This is a genomic window from Marinobacter sp. NFXS9, from assembly GCF_040148665.1.
Classification (GTDB): Bacteria; Pseudomonadota; Gammaproteobacteria; order Pseudomonadales; family Oleiphilaceae; genus Marinobacter_A; species Marinobacter_A mangrovi.
Window position 1 is genome coordinate 23497 of sequence record NZ_JAGDDW010000006.1, and the last position, 18038, is coordinate 41534.

Genomic DNA, 18038 nt, shown 5'->3' on the forward strand with positions numbered 1-18038 from the left:
CATGATGCCTAAACTGAACAGCAAGACGGTCTTCGTCATCCTCGAAGGACAGCCCAAGCGCCCCGTTCTGCCGACCCTGTACGATCTTGAACCGCAGCCCCATTGGCAGTATCTATTCGCGGACACGGAATGGAGCCCCTATCAATCAGAAAGTCCTCTGCTGGTAAAAACCGATGCCGGTTCGCCGTTCTTGCGTCGCGTTATGGATGACATGCAAAGCCCGGAAGGCTGGCGCGGACTCATCCTCGAATCGGCGGACGGTTTCGATGCCGTCCTGTCCTGGGCTCAACAGCGTTTAACCGTCGCCTTCGCCCCACCTCGAACCGGCCTGTTGCGCTACTACGATCCGCTGATCTGGCATGAGCTCTGTTCAGCGTGCGAAATCACCGGTCGGACCATTCATTACGGCCACTACTGGCTGGAAGAAGGGGAATCAGGACGGTGGTGTCTATCGGAATACCCGGAGCCTGTAGCCGACCCATCCGGAGCCAATCTGAGCTCGGTACAACTTGAGTCGCTAACCGCTTTAGCAAGCCGCCGCGCCAGCGGCCAGCCTCGCAGTTAAAGGAAGACAAGGATGTCAGAGAATCAAACGAACCAGGCGTCTGCCAGCACCGGCCCGGCCTGCGAAGGTGAAAACCTGATCATTGAAGTGATCGGCAAGAAGCATCCCGAAGGCCAGTCATTTCGTCTTTTCGACACCACGAATATGGTTCAGCAGGAGTGGTTGGAGAATCAGGTCAAAACGGAAGAGTTGGACGACAGTATCCTTCATGTTTGGCCCATGAAAGGTGAGGATGACAAGAACGTCTGGTTGGAAATGGCCGCGGATGAAGGCGATCCAATCCGGGTACCGTTCCTGAAGGAGGAGGGGGCTGTCGAAAGGCGGTCTGAGCGCCAGAAGCATGTCGTTCTCCCGGTCGTTCCGACGACACTGGTATCCGGCGTCACACTGAGGGGTAGCAATCCAACCAATCAGGTCATGTGTCGATCCGGTTTTCTCTACCTGCTCCATGAGGGCCGGCTGTGGCGGGAAATCGAAATCAGGATTTCCGGGCAGGGTGAAACGACGTATCACGATGTGCCCCTGTCACAGCATCGGCGGAAGGATGGCGTTGCGGCCGGCCCGAGAAAGGCGACGGGGCGTGCATTGTCGGAAATCTGGCTGCCGGCTCGAATGGATGGCAAGTGGCTCGATATTGAGGTTGCGTTCAGTGAGTCGCAGTTACCATCCGCTCGCCTGAACTACTTCGAAAAGCAGTCGGGGAATCGAACCAACCGCTTCAACGTTGTGCATCTTGAGCTCAAGGCGACAACGTCCGATGAGGGTCAATTGCCGGGGCATGCGTTTCCGGTCGACGAACTCAAGCCGCAACGCTCGCGCAAACCCGCGGATGAATGGCAGTTCGACCAGCCAGGACAGTATCTTGGTGATGTCAACGGAGAGTACCCGTCATCGAGTTGGGACTACGCAAAACGTATCCATCAGCGCCAGGAGTCCCAAGAGCCGAAAGACACCCTCTACGACGATGAGCGTCCCGAAATCAACGCGCTTTCCCTGTGTCTCCAGAAAACGCTCAAGGAAGTTCAGGGATACTCGCAGCCGACCTCTGGGTCAGGCGAAGATCCAGAGCAGGATGATCTTGAACAGGTCAATCGAAGCGAGCCTCCGTTCTCGTCGGAGCTCTGGGAGTCTGGTGGCCAATGCGTGCCAGACGCGCTGCAGGATGCCCGCGAGCGCGGCATTGCCACCATTGCCGTGGATGACGCCATCTACCGGTTGCGCTACCTGCTTCAGAGAAGAATGGCGGGGGTCTGGTTCGCAGGTGCGGCGTCGAGAAGGGCCATGTGCCGCCCGTACTTTCACTCCGGCTTCCTGGTGAATACGGCCCTTGTTCCGGAGGCTTTCGACGGCAGGGAAAACCCGCTGCACAAGTTTATTTCCGAGTTGTCCGCCAATGGCCGGTCTGAGCTGGATCGGTCGATTGCCAAGTCCGAGCGCGCCCTGGCTCAGCGCTATCTGAAGAACCTCCAGGGCGACATGTTGACTTCATTGAAAAGCGTGAAGACACAAGCCGCTCTGGCTGATCTGTTTTCGTTCGATGGGGTCGATTACCTGGGGGCGTTCCAGTTTGTTGCCGAGATTCTCCAGGACGTCGGGACAGCGCCAGAGGAGGAGGATGCCCTGGCGCTGGATTCGGGGAATACGGAAGACAACGAGGGCAAGCAATGGGTGCGGGCGCTCTGTCAGGGCGAGCAATGCCCCGAGTTGTACGGAATGCTCTTTCCGGAAGCCGGTGTTGAGACGCTTCAGTCGGACTACGAGGCTCCCGAGGAGCCGGAAGAGAACGACGGTAGCGGCGTGTACCGGGGCACGGAACTGGCAAAACTGGAAACCGCCGGTTTGCCGAAGGTTGAGGACATCACATCGTTCCACGGCCTCGAACTGGTGGCTGCGGCGCATCAGGGCGCATTCCGGACGATGCTCGATTATTACATCCGGTTCGGTAGCAGCATGATGATGGAGGTTCACGGAAAGCTTTGGTCTGCAATACAAAAAGCGGAGAAGAAGCTTGCTGAAGAACCGGCCATTAAGCAGCAGAAAAAAGACATCGCGCAGTTAAAGAGTCAATTGGAGTCGCTTCGCAAAGAGCGTCAGGAATTTGTAGAACAACGTGTCGCTGTTGAGGAAGACCACCGCGGCGCCACCGAAATACAGAAAGCGAAAGCCTCTGAACTGGATGCCCGTCAGCGCCAGTTGAATGACGCTTTGCTCGACGCCAATGACCAGCTCGCAACGCTTCGCGGCCAGGCTATCCGGGCGAAGATGAAGTTGTATGCGGGGTCCCTGGAAGGAATGCGCGCTTCCATGCCTCAAAACTGGGGCAAGATGAAATTGGCGCGCCTGTCCAAAGCAAACCAGAAAGGTTACCTCGTCATTGGAATGCTGGAGAACCTGTCCTCCGAATCGGCGGGGGACAACAGTATCCGGGTATTCGGCGATATTCAGCTGGAAGGCAGTGAGACGGCCGCGACGAGTCAGGTGGTGGCCTCTACCAATCGTCAGCGCGCTGCGGCTCAGGGCATCGCGGCGAACACCTCGGAAGAGGCGCTCTTACTGGTCCTTCCTGACAATGAAAACATGGCCAAGGCCCTGAATGAACTGGCGGAGGCGGAGACCGCGATTGTTCTGGCCCAGAGAGGGGTGGCGAGCGCAGAGAAAGCAGCGGAGAGCGCGAGTCAAGCAAGCACCGCATTGGCGCAGCGCCTGCAAGAAGCCAGGAAAAATTACGCTGCTGCGGAAAATCGATTCGCAGCACTGAACAAAAGGTTGGAGAGCCAAAAGCAATCGTTCGAATCGACCAGATACCAATGGGATCAGGAGGCAGCTGGGGCAAGAAAGGCTGTTTCTGAAACCAGGAACAAGTGGAGCTATAAAGCGCTAAATTCGCCGGTTCTGCCGGCGGTTGTGATGATGGTTGAGGCTTATAATGTTTCGGCTAATGTATCAGCCTATGACCACTTGAGACGGGAACGAGGGAGTGCCAGAGCTGACTGGGGGATTATAAGCGCCACTTATGATGCTGCGCTTGCGGTTGCGATGCTTGCAGAGCGCTTCCAAGGTTCTATAACCAAACGGTTTGGTGTGGCCTCGATGTCTACTTTTTTAAGCCAAGAGGTTGGCGGGCCGGTCGGCCGGATATTGGCATCGTTTGCCGGAGGTCCCGTTGCGTTTCGGGCTGTATTTGGCGCTGTTGGTGCTTTCCTCACAGGTTTCATCTTTATTTCAGATGCTTTATATCAGTTCGAAATGGGTAATACTGGAGCAGGAATTGGAAGCAGCCTGCTTGCGGCGGGTACCTTCGCGATGGGTATCAATGGTCTTTTGGCGAGTGGTAGCACTCTTCTATTTTTGGCGCCAGTTGTGTGGCTGACCATCGGAATTTTTCTTTGTGTGGCCGGCGCGGTGATGGTCTGGTGGTTCTCTGAAGATCCATTCGAAACCTGGATGCGGCAGGGGCCTTTTGGGGACTTGAATGGAAAATCTTATTTGAAAGAGCCCAGCGAGGCATACTACCGTCTCGTCAGTTTGCTTATGGGGGTGAACGTCACACTGGAGCCGAACCTGTTCAGTTCCAAGGTGGGAGTTGGCAGTAGTGGCGGCGATTGTGAAACGCCCGAGATTATCGAGGCGAAACAGAGAGCGAATACGTGCTTGCGAGTTGAAAGCCCCATCCCCCAGTTATTTGAGAATCAGGGGCCGCTAGTAATCGAATCTCACCTGCGGATGGTGGAAATGCGGTCGCCGGCCAATTTGGGGCCGGGTATGGTCAAGCTCTGGCGACTATTTCCGCTGGATATTCCAAGAACCAGGGAAAGCATTCTATACAGCGAGCCAACCGACAATGGATACCTCTTTTATCTGGAAGCGCCCGCGGTCCATATGGAGGAGCAAAAGGGCATGTTCGGAAACGTGGTCAGTCGGGAGATCGTGAAGTGCTCGTGGAGCGCCCGTGTCCAGATCCGCATTGGCAAGAAGGACGACCTGATGGTTTTCCCTGCGCCCTTGCCGGACTCTTCATTAACATACGATAAAAACAATGAAGAACACACCAAGCCGGATTTCTCTGAAACGGACAGGGTTTTCTGGTTCGATGAAAAGGTGGTTCAACGTGGATAGTGTTGTAGAAAGACCAAGGCAGACGACCGGCTATTATGCCGATACCGCGTATCGACCGGATCAGATACCGGAGCAACCTCCCCAACATGAGGACCACAACCAATCCGCGCTGGAGCGTTTTGGCACCGCGCGCTTGCCGTGGGGGCATACGGAACCGGTTGTACCGATTATTGTTTTCGCGAAGGCCCCCCCAAAACTACTGCGTTGGCATGAAGAGCATGGGGATCCCCTCGAGGGCACTGGCTATCAGGGGCAGATGGATCATGAGTGTTTTCGATACGCGCCTTTAGCCAAGCGCTTTCAGATTCTAAATCTAACAGAAATTTTCACCAGACTTATGATCATCATTTTTGGACCATTGATGATTCTGACAGTCATTGTTATGTCGTTTGTCTCATCCGATAGCAATTATTGGCAAGATGTTATTGATGACTGGCGTTCCTTCGCACTTACGTTTGGTATTCCAATAGGAATCTGGTTGATTTCAAGGGTTTTAGCTAAGTATTGCTTAGGCTGGTTCCTAAAAGCAGGAAAAGGCCCTCTATGGGAGCTGAACCGCCGCACCGGCATGGTCACCGTATGGACCTACCCTCCAAAATTTCCATTTATTCCCCGTGGCAAGCCTGAGGTCTTTAAAGCCCCCTTTGTGGAGTTTGACGCCTGGGTCAGTACCCGTGGTGACCGGGCCGGGATCCTGAACCGTCTCCATCTGTTCCATCGTTACAGCAAGTGCGAAGCAGGTGTGGGGGCTGTCGGTGGTAACACCAGCATGCCCGAACCCTGCTATGCCCTTTGGGACTTCGTACAAAACTACATGGACGTGACCCAGCCCTTGCCCGATATCCCGATCTGGGAAGCCTACCGCCACCTGGACCCGGTCACAGCAGAGCACGACCGGCAAACCAACCGCTCGGAACGCTACTGGCGCGATATGGACGACGACACCTTCAAGGCCTGCGAGCGCGAGATGCACTATCGAGTCCACGCACTGCGCACCCTGAGCCGACCGAACATCATGGCCGAGAAGACGGTTTACGCGAGCTACTAGCCGGTACACGGTTCATCGTTGAGTGGTTTCCCAGGGAAGGGAAGCTGAAATGCAAGCAAACCCTTAATTCACCACAAGGACAGTGAAATGCCCACCCCGATGTACCAGCGCTGGCTGCCAATTCTGTTTGGCCTTGCGCTGCTGTTCCCCGCTTTCGAACTCCACGCCGAAAAACCACAACTCACCCTGGCCCAGGTCTACGAAAAGGGCGATGCCCTCAATGGCTACTGGGTCAGCGAAAAGCTTGACGGTGTTCGCGCCTACTGGGACGGCGAGCACCTGATTTCGCGTCAGGGCCATGCGTTTCATCCGCCCGCCTGGTTTACCCGGGATTTTCCGGAGGTACCTCTGGATGGCGAGCTGTGGATGGGGCGTGGGACGTTTTCCGAGTTGTCCGGGGTGGTGCGCAAGCTGGAGCCGGTGGACAGCGAGTGGCGGCAGGTGCATTACGAGATCTTTGACCTGCCCGGGAGTGATCGCCCGTTCTCGGAGCGGGTGGCGCGCATGCGGTCGCTGCTCAAGCCTTCGCCATCACCCTACCTCGTTATGATCGAACAGACGCCGGCAACCACGCGGGAGGCGTTGATGGCGCGTCTGGACGAAGTGGTTGGTGAGGGTGGTGAAGGGCTGATGCTGCATCGGGGCGGCGCCCTGTATGAAGCCGGCCGCTCGGACGATTTGCTGAAGGTGAAGCGGTATCAGGATGCCGAAGCCACGGTGGTGGGCTATTCGCCGGGGCAGGGAAAATACGAGGGCATGCTGGGCGCGCTGGTGGTGGAGCGTTCCGATGGCCGTCGGTTCAAGCTGGGTAGCGGGTTCAGTGATGAGCAGCGTGCGGATCCTCCGGCGATCGGGGCGACGGTGACCTACAAATATTATGGGCTGACGTCGACCGGATTACCGCGGTTCGCGAGTTTTATGCGGGTTCGGGATGAGGAGCCGGTGGCGCAATAGGAGAAGGGGCCCGATGCGGTTCGCTGGGTTCACCGGCATCCTGCGTTTGCGCTATTTGAGGCTCTCGAGGTTTTTCAGCCATTGCTGGCCGCGGTTGGAGGCCAGGCCATCCGCCCAGCGGGTGGTTTCCGGCAGGCGGTAGCGGGTGATGCAGGCCATGACGACGTCGATGGCGGTGGGCAGACTGATGCGGTGGCCGGGTGAAATGAAGAGCGGCTTCACACCCGAGCGAGTGCGCAGGACCGCGCCGATGGTCTCGTCGCCATCAACCAGTGGCGTCCATTCGCCTTTGGTGTCGGGCACCGGGCCATGGGTGCCGGTCAGGCGGCTTTTGCCGACGCCGATGCTGGGTAATCCGGTGAGCAGGCCGATGTGGGTGGCGATGCCGAGCCGGCGGGGATGGGCGATGCCCTGGCCGTCGCAGAGCAGCAGGTCAGGCATTGTCTTCAGCTGTTTCAGTGCTTCCAGAATGACCGGACACTCCCGGAAGGACAGCAGGCCCGGCACGTAGGGGAACCGGGTTGGCAGTCGGGCCAGTGCGTAATCGACCGGCGTCAGGTCTGTCCGGTCCAGAATAACGATGGCCGCCCGGGCCGTCTGGCCATGGTCCTCGAACCCCACGTCCACGCCCGCTACGGTGCGGACCTCGGGGAGGTCGTCGTCCGTGTTGACCTCGGCACGCAGCGACTGCTGCAAAGCAATCGCGTCTTTTGGCGTGAGATCGGCCCACTCGGCGCTGAGATCCGGCAGCATGACCACTCCTTGACGATTCGTTAATGGCGCGTTGATCGAAAATCCGACAGAGTATCAGCCTCTTGCCCGGCTTCGATCCTGTCGGAGCCGGGGACTCCCGATCAGCAATCAAAGGAGTGTGCCGCGATGGCGGATGCTGGCGCAATCAGAAAGACAGGCCAACGGTTTGTTTTGATCCTGCTGGGCCTGTTCGTCTTGAATTCAATGGCCTGGGCCGACAGCCGAAACGCGTGTAGCCGCAGAGTGACGACGGGCGAGGATCTCCAGGTCGCCCTGGACGGCCTGCCGGAAAACGGCAGTCACCAAATCGTCTGTCTCGATGCCGGCACGTTTCACCTGAAGGACATGGTGGTCCTGGAGCGCAACAACCTGACGCTCCGCGGGGCCGGTCCCGACAAGACGATCCTGCAGATGGCCTCCGGGGTCTCCAGTCCGGTGCTGGTCCTGGGCGATGCCCATCACCAGGAACCCCAGCGCCCGATCCATCAGGTAATCGTCGAAGGCCTGGGTATCCACGGCGGCGGCCACAGCGACAGTGAATTCCGGCCGGACCTGCCGTACCTGAGCAACAGTGCCCTGATTGTCCGTCGCGGTGAGCAGATCACGCTGCGCAACCTCGAACTGAATGACTGCCGCAGCGCCTGTCTGCTCACGGAATACCACGGCAAGGACGTTCTGATGGAAAACAACCACGTCAGCGGCGCGGAATGGGACGGAATCTCCCTCAACCGGGCCGGTCCGACGCGGATTATCGGCAATACCATCGAGAACAACACGGCAGCCGGGATTACGGTGGAATTCATGGAAGGCAGTGAGATCCGCAACAATGTGATTGCCAACAACGGCTCCCACGGCCTCTACCTGGCGGATGCCGAACACAACCGGTTTGAGAAGAATATGATCCGGACCAATGCCGGGGCCGGGGTATTCCTGACCTGTTCGGTTCGCGATCGCGATCCGGTGCTGTGCTGGGACAACAGTTTCAGCCGGGACAACACGTTTGTGGATAACCGGTTCGAGCATAATCGCTTCGGTTATCAGGTCGCGGTGGACAAGGCGGCGAACTGTCTGGATTTTCCAGTGCCTCCAAACGTCTCCCGGGGCGATACCTTTGTGGACAGCCCCAATCACGAGCCGGCCTGGGAAGAGTACGGGCATTGCCTCGCCTACGATGGCAGCAAGGCGGTGGAAACGGTCAGTCAAAAGGAAGCCGGGGCCCGGTAGCCCAACGGCTCCAGACTCCGGCTCGACACGTGTTCAGTGGTGGACGGCCCGCGGTAGCGCCTTGGCCTGTTTAACCCAGTCTTCCACCTGGCTCATTCCGGGCAGCTGGCGGACCAGTTTCCGCTCTTCGTTCACCGCGGCCATCTTCGCATGCAGGTTATCGGCCTTGCGCTGGGCCAGTTCCGGGACGGTATCGACACCGGCGTATTCGAGAAGGTCGGCATACTGGGTGCTGATGCCGTTGATCCGGGCCAGGTCCGCCCGGTTCACCCAGCCCAGGATCAGTTTTTCGCTGATGCCGGTTTGCTCGGCCGTGGCCCGGCGCCCCTTGGGATCGCCGCAGGTCTTCAGCAGATCGGCCAGGGAATGGATATCGACCCGTTCCAGCTTGCCGGCGTAGGTTTCGCCGATGCCTTCGATTTCGGAAAGTTTGCTCATGGTGTTGCTCCCGTAGCAGTCGCTGGACTGTTCTGACAGTCCGCAAACCGGCTGCACCGGGCGGGTATCCGCGACGGGTCGTCCACCAGGCAGCCGAGTGACCGCGAAGCCAAGTGTCCTATCTGGCCTAATGCCGCATTTTAAATTTAGCCGACGCCGGCCAAAGTGAAAGGCCGTGATCACGCCGTAACCAGACGGTAACTGGCCGGGGGTATCGGCCAGTGCTAATCTCCTGAAAACCTTTTGATAATCGACGCACCGCCAGGGAATTGCGATGCCATCCGAAGCCAGTCCGACTGCAGTACCCACCGCCGGGAGTCGGCGCGCCCTCTGGTCCTGGGCCTTCTACGATTGGGCCAACAGCGCCTTCTTTACCATTATCCTCACCTTCGTGTTTGCCCGTTATTTCAGCCAGTCCGTGGTGCAGGACGATGTGGCCGGCACCGAGGCATGGGGCAACATCATAGGGATTTCGGGCCTGTTTATAGCGGTCCTGGCGCCGATTCTCGGGGCCATCGCGGACCAGTCCGGCCGTCTCAAGCCGTGGCTGGTGACGTTTACCCTGCTGTGTGTGTTCGCCAGCGGTATGCTCTGGTTCATCACTCCGAGTGCCGATCAGTTCTGGCCAGCGGCGATCTGGGTGGGCCTGGGTGTCCTCGGCGCCGAGTTTGCCTTCATTTTCTACAACGCCATGCTTCCCGAACTGGCACCGTCGGATCATGTCGGTCGCTGGTCCGGTTGGGGCTGGGGCCTGGGCTATGTGGGTGGCGTGCTCAGTCTGGTGGTGGCCCTTTACGCCTTTATCGAGCCGGAAGGGGCCTGGCTGGGGCTGGATGCAGCGCAGGCGGAGCCGGTCCGGGCTACGTTCGTGTTGGTCGCGATCTGGTATCTGGTGTTTTCACTGCCCATTTTCTTCCTCACACCGGATCGTCCGCCGACCGGAATACCGGCGGGTCAGGCTGTGCGCGGGGGGCTGCGCCAGATTGCCGAGTCCATCCGGCACGTGCGCCAGTACCGGCACATCCTGCGCTTTCTGATCGCGCGCATGATCTATACCGACGGCCTGGCGACGGTCTTCACGTTTGGCGGCGTCTATGCCGCGGGCACCTTCGGGATGGAGCAGACCCAGGTGCTGCAGTTCGCCATCGCCCTGAACATCACCGCCGGGCTGGGCGCCGTGGGCTTTGCCTGGGTCGACGATGCCATTGGCGGGCGCAACACCGTGCTGCTGTCCCTGGTGGGCCTGGGGGCCAGCGCGCTGGCGATCCTGGTGGTGGAGTCCGTGGCCGGCTTCTGGATCTGGGGGATGATTCTGGGGATTTTTGTGGGGCCGCTGCAATCCGCCAGCCGCTCGTTCCTGGCGCGCATCGCGCCGGAACATCTGCAGACGGAAATGTTTGGCCTGTTTGCCTTCTCCGGCAAGGCGACGGCGTTCGCCGGGCCGCTGCTGGTGGGTGCGGTGACGGCCGCGACGGGCAGCCAGCGCTGGGGCATGGCGACGATCCTGGCTTTCCTGTTGATCGGTTTCCTGCTGATGCTGACCGTCCCGCCGGCTGACCGCGTGAAGGCGGAAGCGGCGGCTTGATACCCGCCTGCCGAGCGTTCACTCTGGAGGAGTGCACGATTCCGGAGGGCCCACATGGCTCAGACCCCGATACCGGATGCGCAGGCCATCCACGATGCCGAAGCCCGTATCCGGCCTTACCTGTCCGAAACGCCCCTGCTCCGGGTGCCCGACCTGGACGCCGTGATGGGCGCGCCGCTCCACCTCAAACTGGAAACCCTGCAGCGAACCGGCAGCTTCAAGGCTCGCGGTGCCCTCAATTGGGTTCTAACGGCCGAACCGGAAGAGTTGCGACAGGGGCTGGTGACGGTTTCCGCCGGCAACCACGCTCTCGCACTGGCCTGGGCCGCGGCGAAGCGTGAGGTACCTGTGACGGTGGTGATGCCCGAAGGCTCCAGCCCGCTGAAAGTCCGCGGCACGGAAGCGCTGGGGGCGACGGTGATCGTCCAGGGCACGATCCAGGAGGCGGTGTCTCATTGCCATCGCCTGCGCGACGAGTCCGGGCTGACGCTGGTCCACCCCTATAACGATCCGCGCGTGATGGCCGGGCAGGGCACCGTGGGTTTGGAGCTGCTGCGTCAGTGCCCGGACATGCAGCGCGTGCTGTGCCCGCTTGGTGGCGGCGGCCTGATTTCCGGGCTGGGTTTGGCGATGAAAGCGGCCCGGCCGGAGGTCGAGTTGATCGGTGTGGAGCCGGCGGGTGCGCCGACCATGCGCCATGCCTGGGATTGCCAGAATGCCGCTGCCGCACTGGATCATGTGGACACCTGGGCGGCGAGCCTGGCGCCGGCGGTGGTGGGCGAGAACACCTACGCTGTGAGCCAGCGAGTGGTGGATGACATCCTGACGGTCAGCGAGGCGTCGATCCGACAGGCGACGCGATACCTGCTCTCTTGCGGCCACCTGATGGTGGAGCCGGGGGCCGCCGTCGGCCTGGCGGCGTTGATCGAGCATCGTCCGCCGCCGGTCGACGGCGATACCGTGCTGGTGTTGACCGGCGCCAACCTGGACCTGGAGCAAGTCGAGCGCTGCCTGACCGACTGATTACTGCTGACGGGCCATCTTCAGGAAACGGTGATGGATCCGTCGCACCCCCAGAAAGACGCCGCCCAACACCACGGGAATCGCAACCCCCAGCACCAGCGATTTGTTGAACGCCCAGCCGTTGTCGTGGGCCGCATCCAGGCCCAGCTTCAACAGGCCGATCAGGTAGTAGCTGATCGCCACCACCGACAGCCCTTCCACCGTGTGCTGCATCATCAACTGGATTTTCGAACGCCGGTCCATGGAGCTCAGCAGCTCCTGGTTCTGGCTCTGGATGGCCAGCTCGACCCGGGTCCGCATCATCTCTGACGCCCGATCGACACGACGAGACAGATCCTCCAACCGGTCACCCACGGACTGGCAGGTCTCCACCGCAGGGGTCAGGCGCCGCGTCATGAATTCGGTGAGGGTCAGATGGCCGCTCAACTCGTCTTCGCGCAGGGCTGCGAGTCGGGACAGCACCAACTGGTGGTAGGCCCGTGTTGCCGTAAACCGGAACGTGGAGCGGGCGCGGAAGGCCTCGATGCGGGCGGCGATGTCGGTCAGTCGGGCCAGAATCGCGGGTTCGTCCACGTCTGCGTTGTCGGCCAGTGTCTGGGTGATGGCCGCCAGGGTCTGATCCATATCCGCCAGGCCGGGCGAGATGTCCCGGGCCAGGGGCAACGCCAGAAGCGCCATCAAACGATAGGTCTCGATTTCCATCACCCGTTGGGTCAGCCGCCCCAACTGGCTGTCGGACATGTGGTGGTTGAGGATCATGAACCGGCCGAAGCCATCGCTGTGCAGCCGGAACGTCCCCCAGATCCGGGCGGCACCTTCCTGCGGGCTGCTGCCCACCAGCCGCAGCTCTTCGAACCAGGGCCGCACCCGCGCCAGGTCGACGTCCGGGCCGCCGGCCGCCTGCTGCACGTCCAGGTGAAATGCCGCAACCACAGTCCCCTGTAGCTGCTCCAGCCAGCCTTTGGGCAGATGGGTGATGCCGGTCGACGTAAACGGATCGGCCTCGGGATCGGCCCGACTGATGAAGGTGTAGGAGGCAAATTCCAGGTGCATCTCCCGCCGGATGCGCAGGGTGCCGAAATCCTTTTCGTAGCAGCTGACTTCATGGACGGGCGCCTCGAACCCCAGCAGGCGGTGCAGGTGCTGCAGGTGTCGGAACTGTTCGCGACGCTGGCCCGGTGTGGTCAGCAGCGCGATATGAGTCACCCGGGCCGGGCAGGACAACACCTGGAACGGCCGTGAATGCAGCTCGTTGTAGAGCTCATCGCGCAGCGGGTGCAAATCGAGGCGGACGAGTGACGGGTGCAAGACAATGTTCCTCAACGGGTTTTATGACGGTCCTGTGATGACCATAGGCCAAAGCGGTGTAACCGGGAAGGCGACGATGGGAGTAGGTCGATCATCATGAATATGTGTCGAAAAAATTCACACATCTTGTTCATGCTTCTGAATAATCAGTGATTTTTTCACCTAAAGCGACTGATTTAGGGCATGAATTCCGTTTGTGGATCGCATATTGCTGCTGTCGGCGTCGGCCCGGATGGGCCCATGGATATGGACAGGATTCTAACGATAAGGAGTTGTTATGAAGACGGGAGCAGTGTTGTTGGCTGGATGCCTGATGGCGGCGAATGCCGGCGCCGCAACGATTCACTTCACCGGTAACATCGAATACCACAACGATGTCGTCTACACCTACTTCACCCTGGATAACGACGCGGACGACGTGCGGATCTGGACGGATTCGTATCAGGGTGGAACCAACTTTGATCCGATCACGGCGCTCTGGAATGCGGACGGGTCACTTATTGATGAAAACGACGACAACAGCGGCATCAATCCGTCGACCCAGACCCGTTTTGACTCAGGGTTTTCACTGAGCAGCCTGGCGGCGGGGAATTACATCTTTACCATCGCCACCTTTAACAACGCGGCGCAAGGCAACATGCTGTCCGACGGGTTCGCATACGACGGCCTGGACCCGATTCCCCTGGCCGAATGGGATCAGCCCGCCAGTCACGAGGGCATGGGCCCGAACTGGAGCCTCTGGCTGGACGGCGTCGACAGCGCTTCCAACCCGGACGATGCGGCGTCCGTCCCCGAGCCGTCCTCCGTCGCCCTGTTGGGGCTGGGTCTGCTGGGCCTGGGCCTGCGGCGCGCCCGTCGCGGTTGAGTCCCTGCGAGCTGGCGTGACAGAACGCCAGCTCGCTCGCCGGATCTCTCTAGATATACTCCCAAAGCCACTGCTCGACCTGACGCTTGTCCTTGCGCGAGGTCAGGCGCTCGGTATCCAGTGACATCGGCTGGATCTGCGGGCACTGCACATCGCTGCAGTCCAGGCTGAAGGTCCGTGCTGCACCGAACGGGTGGTCTTCCGGTCCGTAGATGGAGATGATGGTCAGCCGCAGTGACAGGAAGTCCACCTCCCGGTCCCGGGGTAACCCGTTGTCCACCTGGACACCGCCGGCAACCGCAGCCCGCTCGATCAACTCCCGGAAACTCTTCACCTCGATACAGGCGCCGCTGTGTAACGGCCCCTGCCGAGTGCGTTCGCGAACGGGTTTGCGGTTCTCGTCATCGTCCAGGCTTTCGTCCGGATCGGTGGCGGTGGTGCAGAAAACCCCTTCCGACGTTTCCAGCTCGACCACCAGGCACTGGATGAAAATGGGCTCCTTGCTCATGTTGCAGATCAGGCAGGGGGAATCCAGGTCGTCCTTGCCCACGCCCTTGTTGATCAGCAGGCGCGGTCGGGTATCCCGCCGGTAGGTTGTGTAGAGGAGTTGCGCGTAGAACAGCCAGATGGCCAGCGTGCAGACGCTGGTGATGACCTGTAATACGCCGCTGTTTTGGTTGAGCCAGTCGATCAAAGACGCTCTCCTTGTCCTGATGGGCCCCGCGCGGGCGTTGCATTCGAAATCGTCCAGCATGAACTTTCATTGATTCGACGACAAGCAGGCCGGCCGAAGGGCTTTCCCGGTCCATGAATGATAGTCTGTACGGCTATTTAACGGGGACATCGAGATGGGCGTACTCTTCGAAGAGATTGATAGCCAGCCGTCCGACATCGGCGAGATCACACTCCGGCGGCGTCGCATTCCGGCGTTGGGCGAGCGCGATATCTACGAAGTGAAACTGGGCGAGGAATTCCTCATGTCCAGCATGTTCGTGGACGCTGAAGTGGCGCTGGCGGACCTGGGCCTGGGCGCGTTGACTGGCGATGACTTCGCGGTTGTTGTGGGCGGTTTGGGGCTGGGTTATACCGCCGACGCCGCGCTGCGCGACAAGCGCGTGGGTGAGCTGCTGGTGGTGGAAATGCTGGAGCCGGTCATCCGCTGGCACCAGCAGGAAAAAGTCCCGCTGGGCGCCGTGTTCAACCAGGACGATCGTTGCCGCTTTGTGAATGGCAGTTTCTTTGAACTGGCCGTCGAGGGCGGGTTTGATCCATCGCAACCCGGGCGCCAGTTCGATGCCATCCTGCTGGACATCGACCATTCCCCGAGCGACTTCCTGGACGAAGGCAATGCCAGCTTCTACCAGCCGGACAGCCTGCGCCTGATGAGCCGGCAGCTCAAGCCGGGTGGCATATTCGCGGTCTGGTCCAACGAGCCACCGGCAGACGCCTTCATGGCGGATCTGGGTGCCGTCTTCACGGGTGTCGAGGCGAAGGTTGTCAGTTTCTTCAATCCGTTCCAGAACGGCGAATCGTCGAATACCGTCTACCTGGCCCGCCAGCCGGCCTGAGCTGTCGGCTCAACGCCAGCTCACCAGGCAGCCACCGCGCACCCTGTAGCGCCCGGTTTCCTTGCCGCGGCGCTCGTAGACCCACCACTGGCCTTCCTTGTGGTCCGGATCCCCCAGCACGTAATTGAGTTGTTGAGCGCTCATCCCCGTCTTGACTTGCCGCCGGGCCCGCCAGGTGCGCAGCTGGGTCGACTGGACGTAACCGAGATCACAGCCGTCGGTCGATTGGCGGCGCTTGGCGTGATGGGTGGGCTGCCAGACTTCCACGTCGGTGCCGGTGTCCAACCGGCCGCCGGTGGTGACCGGGTTGACCTCGACTTCCTTCGCATGGTCCGAGCAGGCCGAGTCGGAAAAGACCACCTGGCCGCTGGGGCCCTGGCATTGATAGATGGCGGCGGACACCGCCGGACAGGCACTCATGCCGAGCATGAGCACCAGAAGGGACGTGCGCATCCTGCGTTCTCCTGCCCAATCCGTGGGCGTTGGTTGTTCTCTGAACGCGTCAGCCTACCAGAAAGGATGGATGGCTGCCTGTCAGTGGGAGGGTTGTTGAGGCGGGTGACGCGGCAGGAGCAGGTCGAACACCACCCCATCGGGATCGCCGACATTACGGGCGCTGATGTGCCCGCCGTGGTAGTCGGTGATCAGCCGCACGATCTGCAGACCCTGGCCCAGGTGGCCGTCCTGCTGGCCTTCGCGCAGGGACACGAACGGGCTAAAGATTTCGCTGGTCAAGTGAGCGGGCAGCGGCGCTCCTGCATTGAACACCTGCAGGTGCCAGACCGCGTCCCGGTCTTCCAGGCGCACTTCGATCAGGCCGCCGATCGGGGTGAAATCCCGGGCATTGTCCACCAGCTTGTCCAGCAACTGGACCAGCAGTTCCGGTGAGCCCACAAACGGACAACCCGAGGTCGGTCCCTCGTAACGAATCGTGTGGTCCGGATCCAGGCTCTGGTAGGCCGCGGTGGCCTGGGCGACCACATCAGCGAGGTCGAAGGATTCCCGTTCGGCCTGCTCGAAACTCTTTTCCAGCCGCGCCGCTTCGCTCATGCCATGCAGAATCTGGCTGAGGCGGTCGGTGGCCTGGTTGGCCCGGTCGATGTAGGGCGAGTTGGCCACCTCCGGGTTATCGTGGCGCAGGTTCTCCAGAGACGAACGCACCACCGCTACCGGCGTTTTCAGCTCGTGGGACAGGCGTCGGGCGAAACTTTCCAGGTAGTCGGTGTAACCGTGCAGGTTGTCGATCAGCCGGCTGAACTGGCGTGACAGCTCGCCCAGTTCATCGCCGGCACGGCTTTCCGGAATCCGCTTGAGCAGGCGTCCATCGGCATCCACCGTTGCCGCCACGCTGCGTTGTAGCCGCGTGATCCGCCAGGACAGCCAACTCGCGTAGCCGAGCAGCGTCAGCACCAGCAGACCCACGAACAGCACACTGCGGACGATCACCCGGCCCAGCGTATCGCCGGACAGGGCCAGGATGTCTTTCAGCGATTGTTCGAGCACCAGCGTGACCGGCGCGCCGGACGGGGTGGTCAGGGTGCGCCGATACACCAGTGCAGACTCCTCGTCACCGTGACGCACCAGTCCCTGCTCGGGGATGGTGGGCACCGCATAACGCGGCGACGCCTCCGGAAGCGGTGCCGGATCGGGCTGGAAGCGACGCAGCAGGGCACGCAGGCCGTTGAGGGCAATCTGTTCGACGATCTGCCCCGGCCCCAGGCTGTCAAAATCCGTATGGTCTTCCTGCAGCGGCCCCTGACTGTCCACCAGGACCCAACCCTTGTCGTGCAGCAAGAGCACCCGTTGGCCCGCGCCCAGTAACGGCTGAATCTCGCCGCCCAGGACGGTCAGCGGATAGAGCAGGTGGGGCAGGTGGTGGCCGGCGTCGTAACCCATGTGCCCAAGGAGGCGGTAGCCGCCGCTCAGGCTGGGGTCCGGATGCCAGACTTCGAAGCCGATTTCGCTGTTCAGCGCAGGCCGGGGCATCCTCAGCTCCACCTGATAACCTTGGGCGGTGGCCTGCCAGACGCCAGTGACCCGGTAGTCGCCGGGGCCGCCATCGGATGCGGCGCCCACCACCGGGCCGGGCGCCGGCGTGCGGATTTCCCGGGAGATGGCGTGGCCGTTGTCGTTCAGGTAGAGGCGCAAATGGGCATGGGGCGCCTCGGGGTTACCCGGATCGAAATAGCGGCCCGGCGCCTGGCGCACGCGGATCAGCAGATACAGGGACTGGCCGTCCACGGCTGCGCGCCACTGCACGGGATCGTCTGCCGAGACCGGGCTGGCGTAGGCGGAATCCGTGTCCTCGTCCCAACTGGGCCAGTCGTCGCCGTAACCGTCGATGAACAGGTGCCGTGTCAGCGGTTGGGCATACAGCAGTCGCTGGTCCGGAGCAGGCAGGGCATTGAGGCTGGCGCGGTCGTTCTCGATCAGGTGCTGCAGCCGAGCGGACTGCCGGGCCAGCTGCTCGGTGGCCTGGGCACGCAGCGCCGAGTCCAGCTCCAGCACGAACTGCAGGCCCGCCCAGGGAATCAGCAACACCAGCAGGCAGGCGATCAGCAGCTGGCGTTTGAGGGTCAGGCGGACCATGC

The 18038-nt window shown here is 60.9% G+C and carries 14 protein-coding genes and 1 pseudogene; 9 read left to right on the top strand and 6 right to left on the bottom strand.

The window, feature by feature from the left end:
- Window position 1 precedes the first annotated feature (1 nt).
- From J3364_RS10825 to J3364_RS10840, 4 genes are all read left to right on the top strand, one after another.
- Entirely contained in the window at window positions 2-565 is a 564-nt protein-coding gene (locus J3364_RS10825; RefSeq protein ID WP_349558365.1) for a DUF4123 domain-containing protein, read from the top strand.
- Window positions 566-577: 12 nt separating this feature from the next.
- Window positions 578-4681, top strand: a complete 4104-nt coding sequence (locus J3364_RS10830; protein ID WP_349558366.1) for a hypothetical protein — start codon at window positions 578-580, stop codon at window positions 4679-4681.
- Entirely contained in the window at window positions 4674-5729 is a 1056-nt protein-coding gene (locus tag J3364_RS10835; protein ID WP_349558367.1) for a hypothetical protein, read from the top strand. The genes J3364_RS10830 and J3364_RS10835 overlap by 8 nt, the downstream gene beginning before the upstream one ends.
- 87 nt (window positions 5730-5816) lie before the next feature.
- A complete protein-coding gene (locus tag J3364_RS10840) occupies window positions 5817-6683 on the top strand; it encodes a DNA ligase (RefSeq protein ID WP_349558368.1) in 867 nt (288 codons plus the stop codon).
- Window positions 6684-6734: 51 nt separating this feature from the next.
- Here J3364_RS10840 and nfi read toward each other — a convergent pair whose 3' ends face one another.
- Window positions 6735-7433 carry a deoxyribonuclease V gene (nfi, locus tag J3364_RS10845; protein WP_502882508.1) on the bottom strand — a complete coding sequence of 233 codons (699 nt, stop codon included), beginning with the start codon at window positions 7431-7433 and terminating at the stop codon, window positions 6735-6737.
- A 246-nt stretch (window positions 7434-7679) separates the two neighbouring features.
- Between nfi and J3364_RS10850 the strand changes: the two genes are divergently transcribed.
- Entirely contained in the window at window positions 7680-8660 is a 981-nt protein-coding gene (locus tag J3364_RS10850) for a right-handed parallel beta-helix repeat-containing protein (protein ID WP_349558370.1), read from the top strand.
- Between the two features lie 33 nt (window positions 8661-8693).
- Here J3364_RS10850 and J3364_RS10855 read toward each other — a convergent pair whose 3' ends face one another.
- On the bottom strand, window positions 8694-9098 hold the full coding sequence (locus tag J3364_RS10855; RefSeq protein ID WP_349558371.1) for a DUF4332 domain-containing protein: 405 nt from the start codon (window positions 9096-9098) through the stop codon (window positions 8694-8696).
- A 274-nt stretch (window positions 9099-9372) separates the two neighbouring features.
- On the opposite strand from J3364_RS10855, the gene J3364_RS10860 reads away from it, so the two are divergent.
- Together J3364_RS10860 and J3364_RS10865 are read left to right on the top strand one after the other, a co-directional pair.
- The gene (locus J3364_RS10860; protein WP_349558372.1) at window positions 9373-10683 is read left to right on the top strand and encodes an MFS transporter; all 1311 of its coding nucleotides are present in this window, start codon (window positions 9373-9375) and stop codon (window positions 10681-10683) included.
- 54 nt (window positions 10684-10737) lie between these two features.
- A complete protein-coding gene (locus tag J3364_RS10865) occupies window positions 10738-11706 on the top strand; it encodes a threonine ammonia-lyase (protein WP_349558373.1) in 969 nt (322 codons plus the stop codon).
- Here J3364_RS10865 and J3364_RS10870 read toward each other — a convergent pair whose 3' ends face one another.
- Entirely contained in the window at window positions 11707-13014 is a 1308-nt protein-coding gene (locus J3364_RS10870) for a DUF3422 family protein (RefSeq protein ID WP_349558374.1), read from the bottom strand. It lies immediately after the preceding gene.
- A 337-nt stretch (window positions 13015-13351) separates the two neighbouring features.
- Here J3364_RS10870 and J3364_RS10875 point away from each other — a divergent pair.
- Window positions 13352-13879: pseudogene (locus J3364_RS10875) on the top strand (DVUA0089 family protein); the annotation flags it as partial.
- 49 nt (window positions 13880-13928) lie between these two features.
- Here the strand turns inward: J3364_RS10875 and J3364_RS10880 are convergent.
- Window positions 13929-14573, bottom strand: a complete 645-nt coding sequence (locus J3364_RS10880) for a hypothetical protein (protein ID WP_349558376.1) — start codon at window positions 14571-14573, stop codon at window positions 13929-13931.
- A 154-nt stretch (window positions 14574-14727) separates the two neighbouring features.
- Here J3364_RS10880 and J3364_RS10885 point away from each other — a divergent pair, with 154 nt between their 5' ends.
- A complete protein-coding gene (locus J3364_RS10885; protein ID WP_349558377.1) occupies window positions 14728-15447 on the top strand; it encodes a spermidine synthase family protein in 720 nt (239 codons plus the stop codon).
- A 9-nt stretch (window positions 15448-15456) separates the two neighbouring features.
- On the opposite strand, the gene J3364_RS10890 is transcribed toward J3364_RS10885, so the two are convergent.
- Window positions 15457-15900, bottom strand: a complete 444-nt coding sequence (locus J3364_RS10890; RefSeq protein ID WP_349558379.1) for a DUF4124 domain-containing protein — start codon at window positions 15898-15900, stop codon at window positions 15457-15459.
- A gap of 81 nt (window positions 15901-15981) precedes the next feature.
- Complete coding sequence (locus J3364_RS10895) at window positions 15982-18036, bottom strand: ATP-binding protein (RefSeq protein WP_349558380.1); 2055 nt, start codon at window positions 18034-18036, stop codon at window positions 15982-15984.
- Window positions 18037-18038 lie beyond the last annotated feature (2 nt).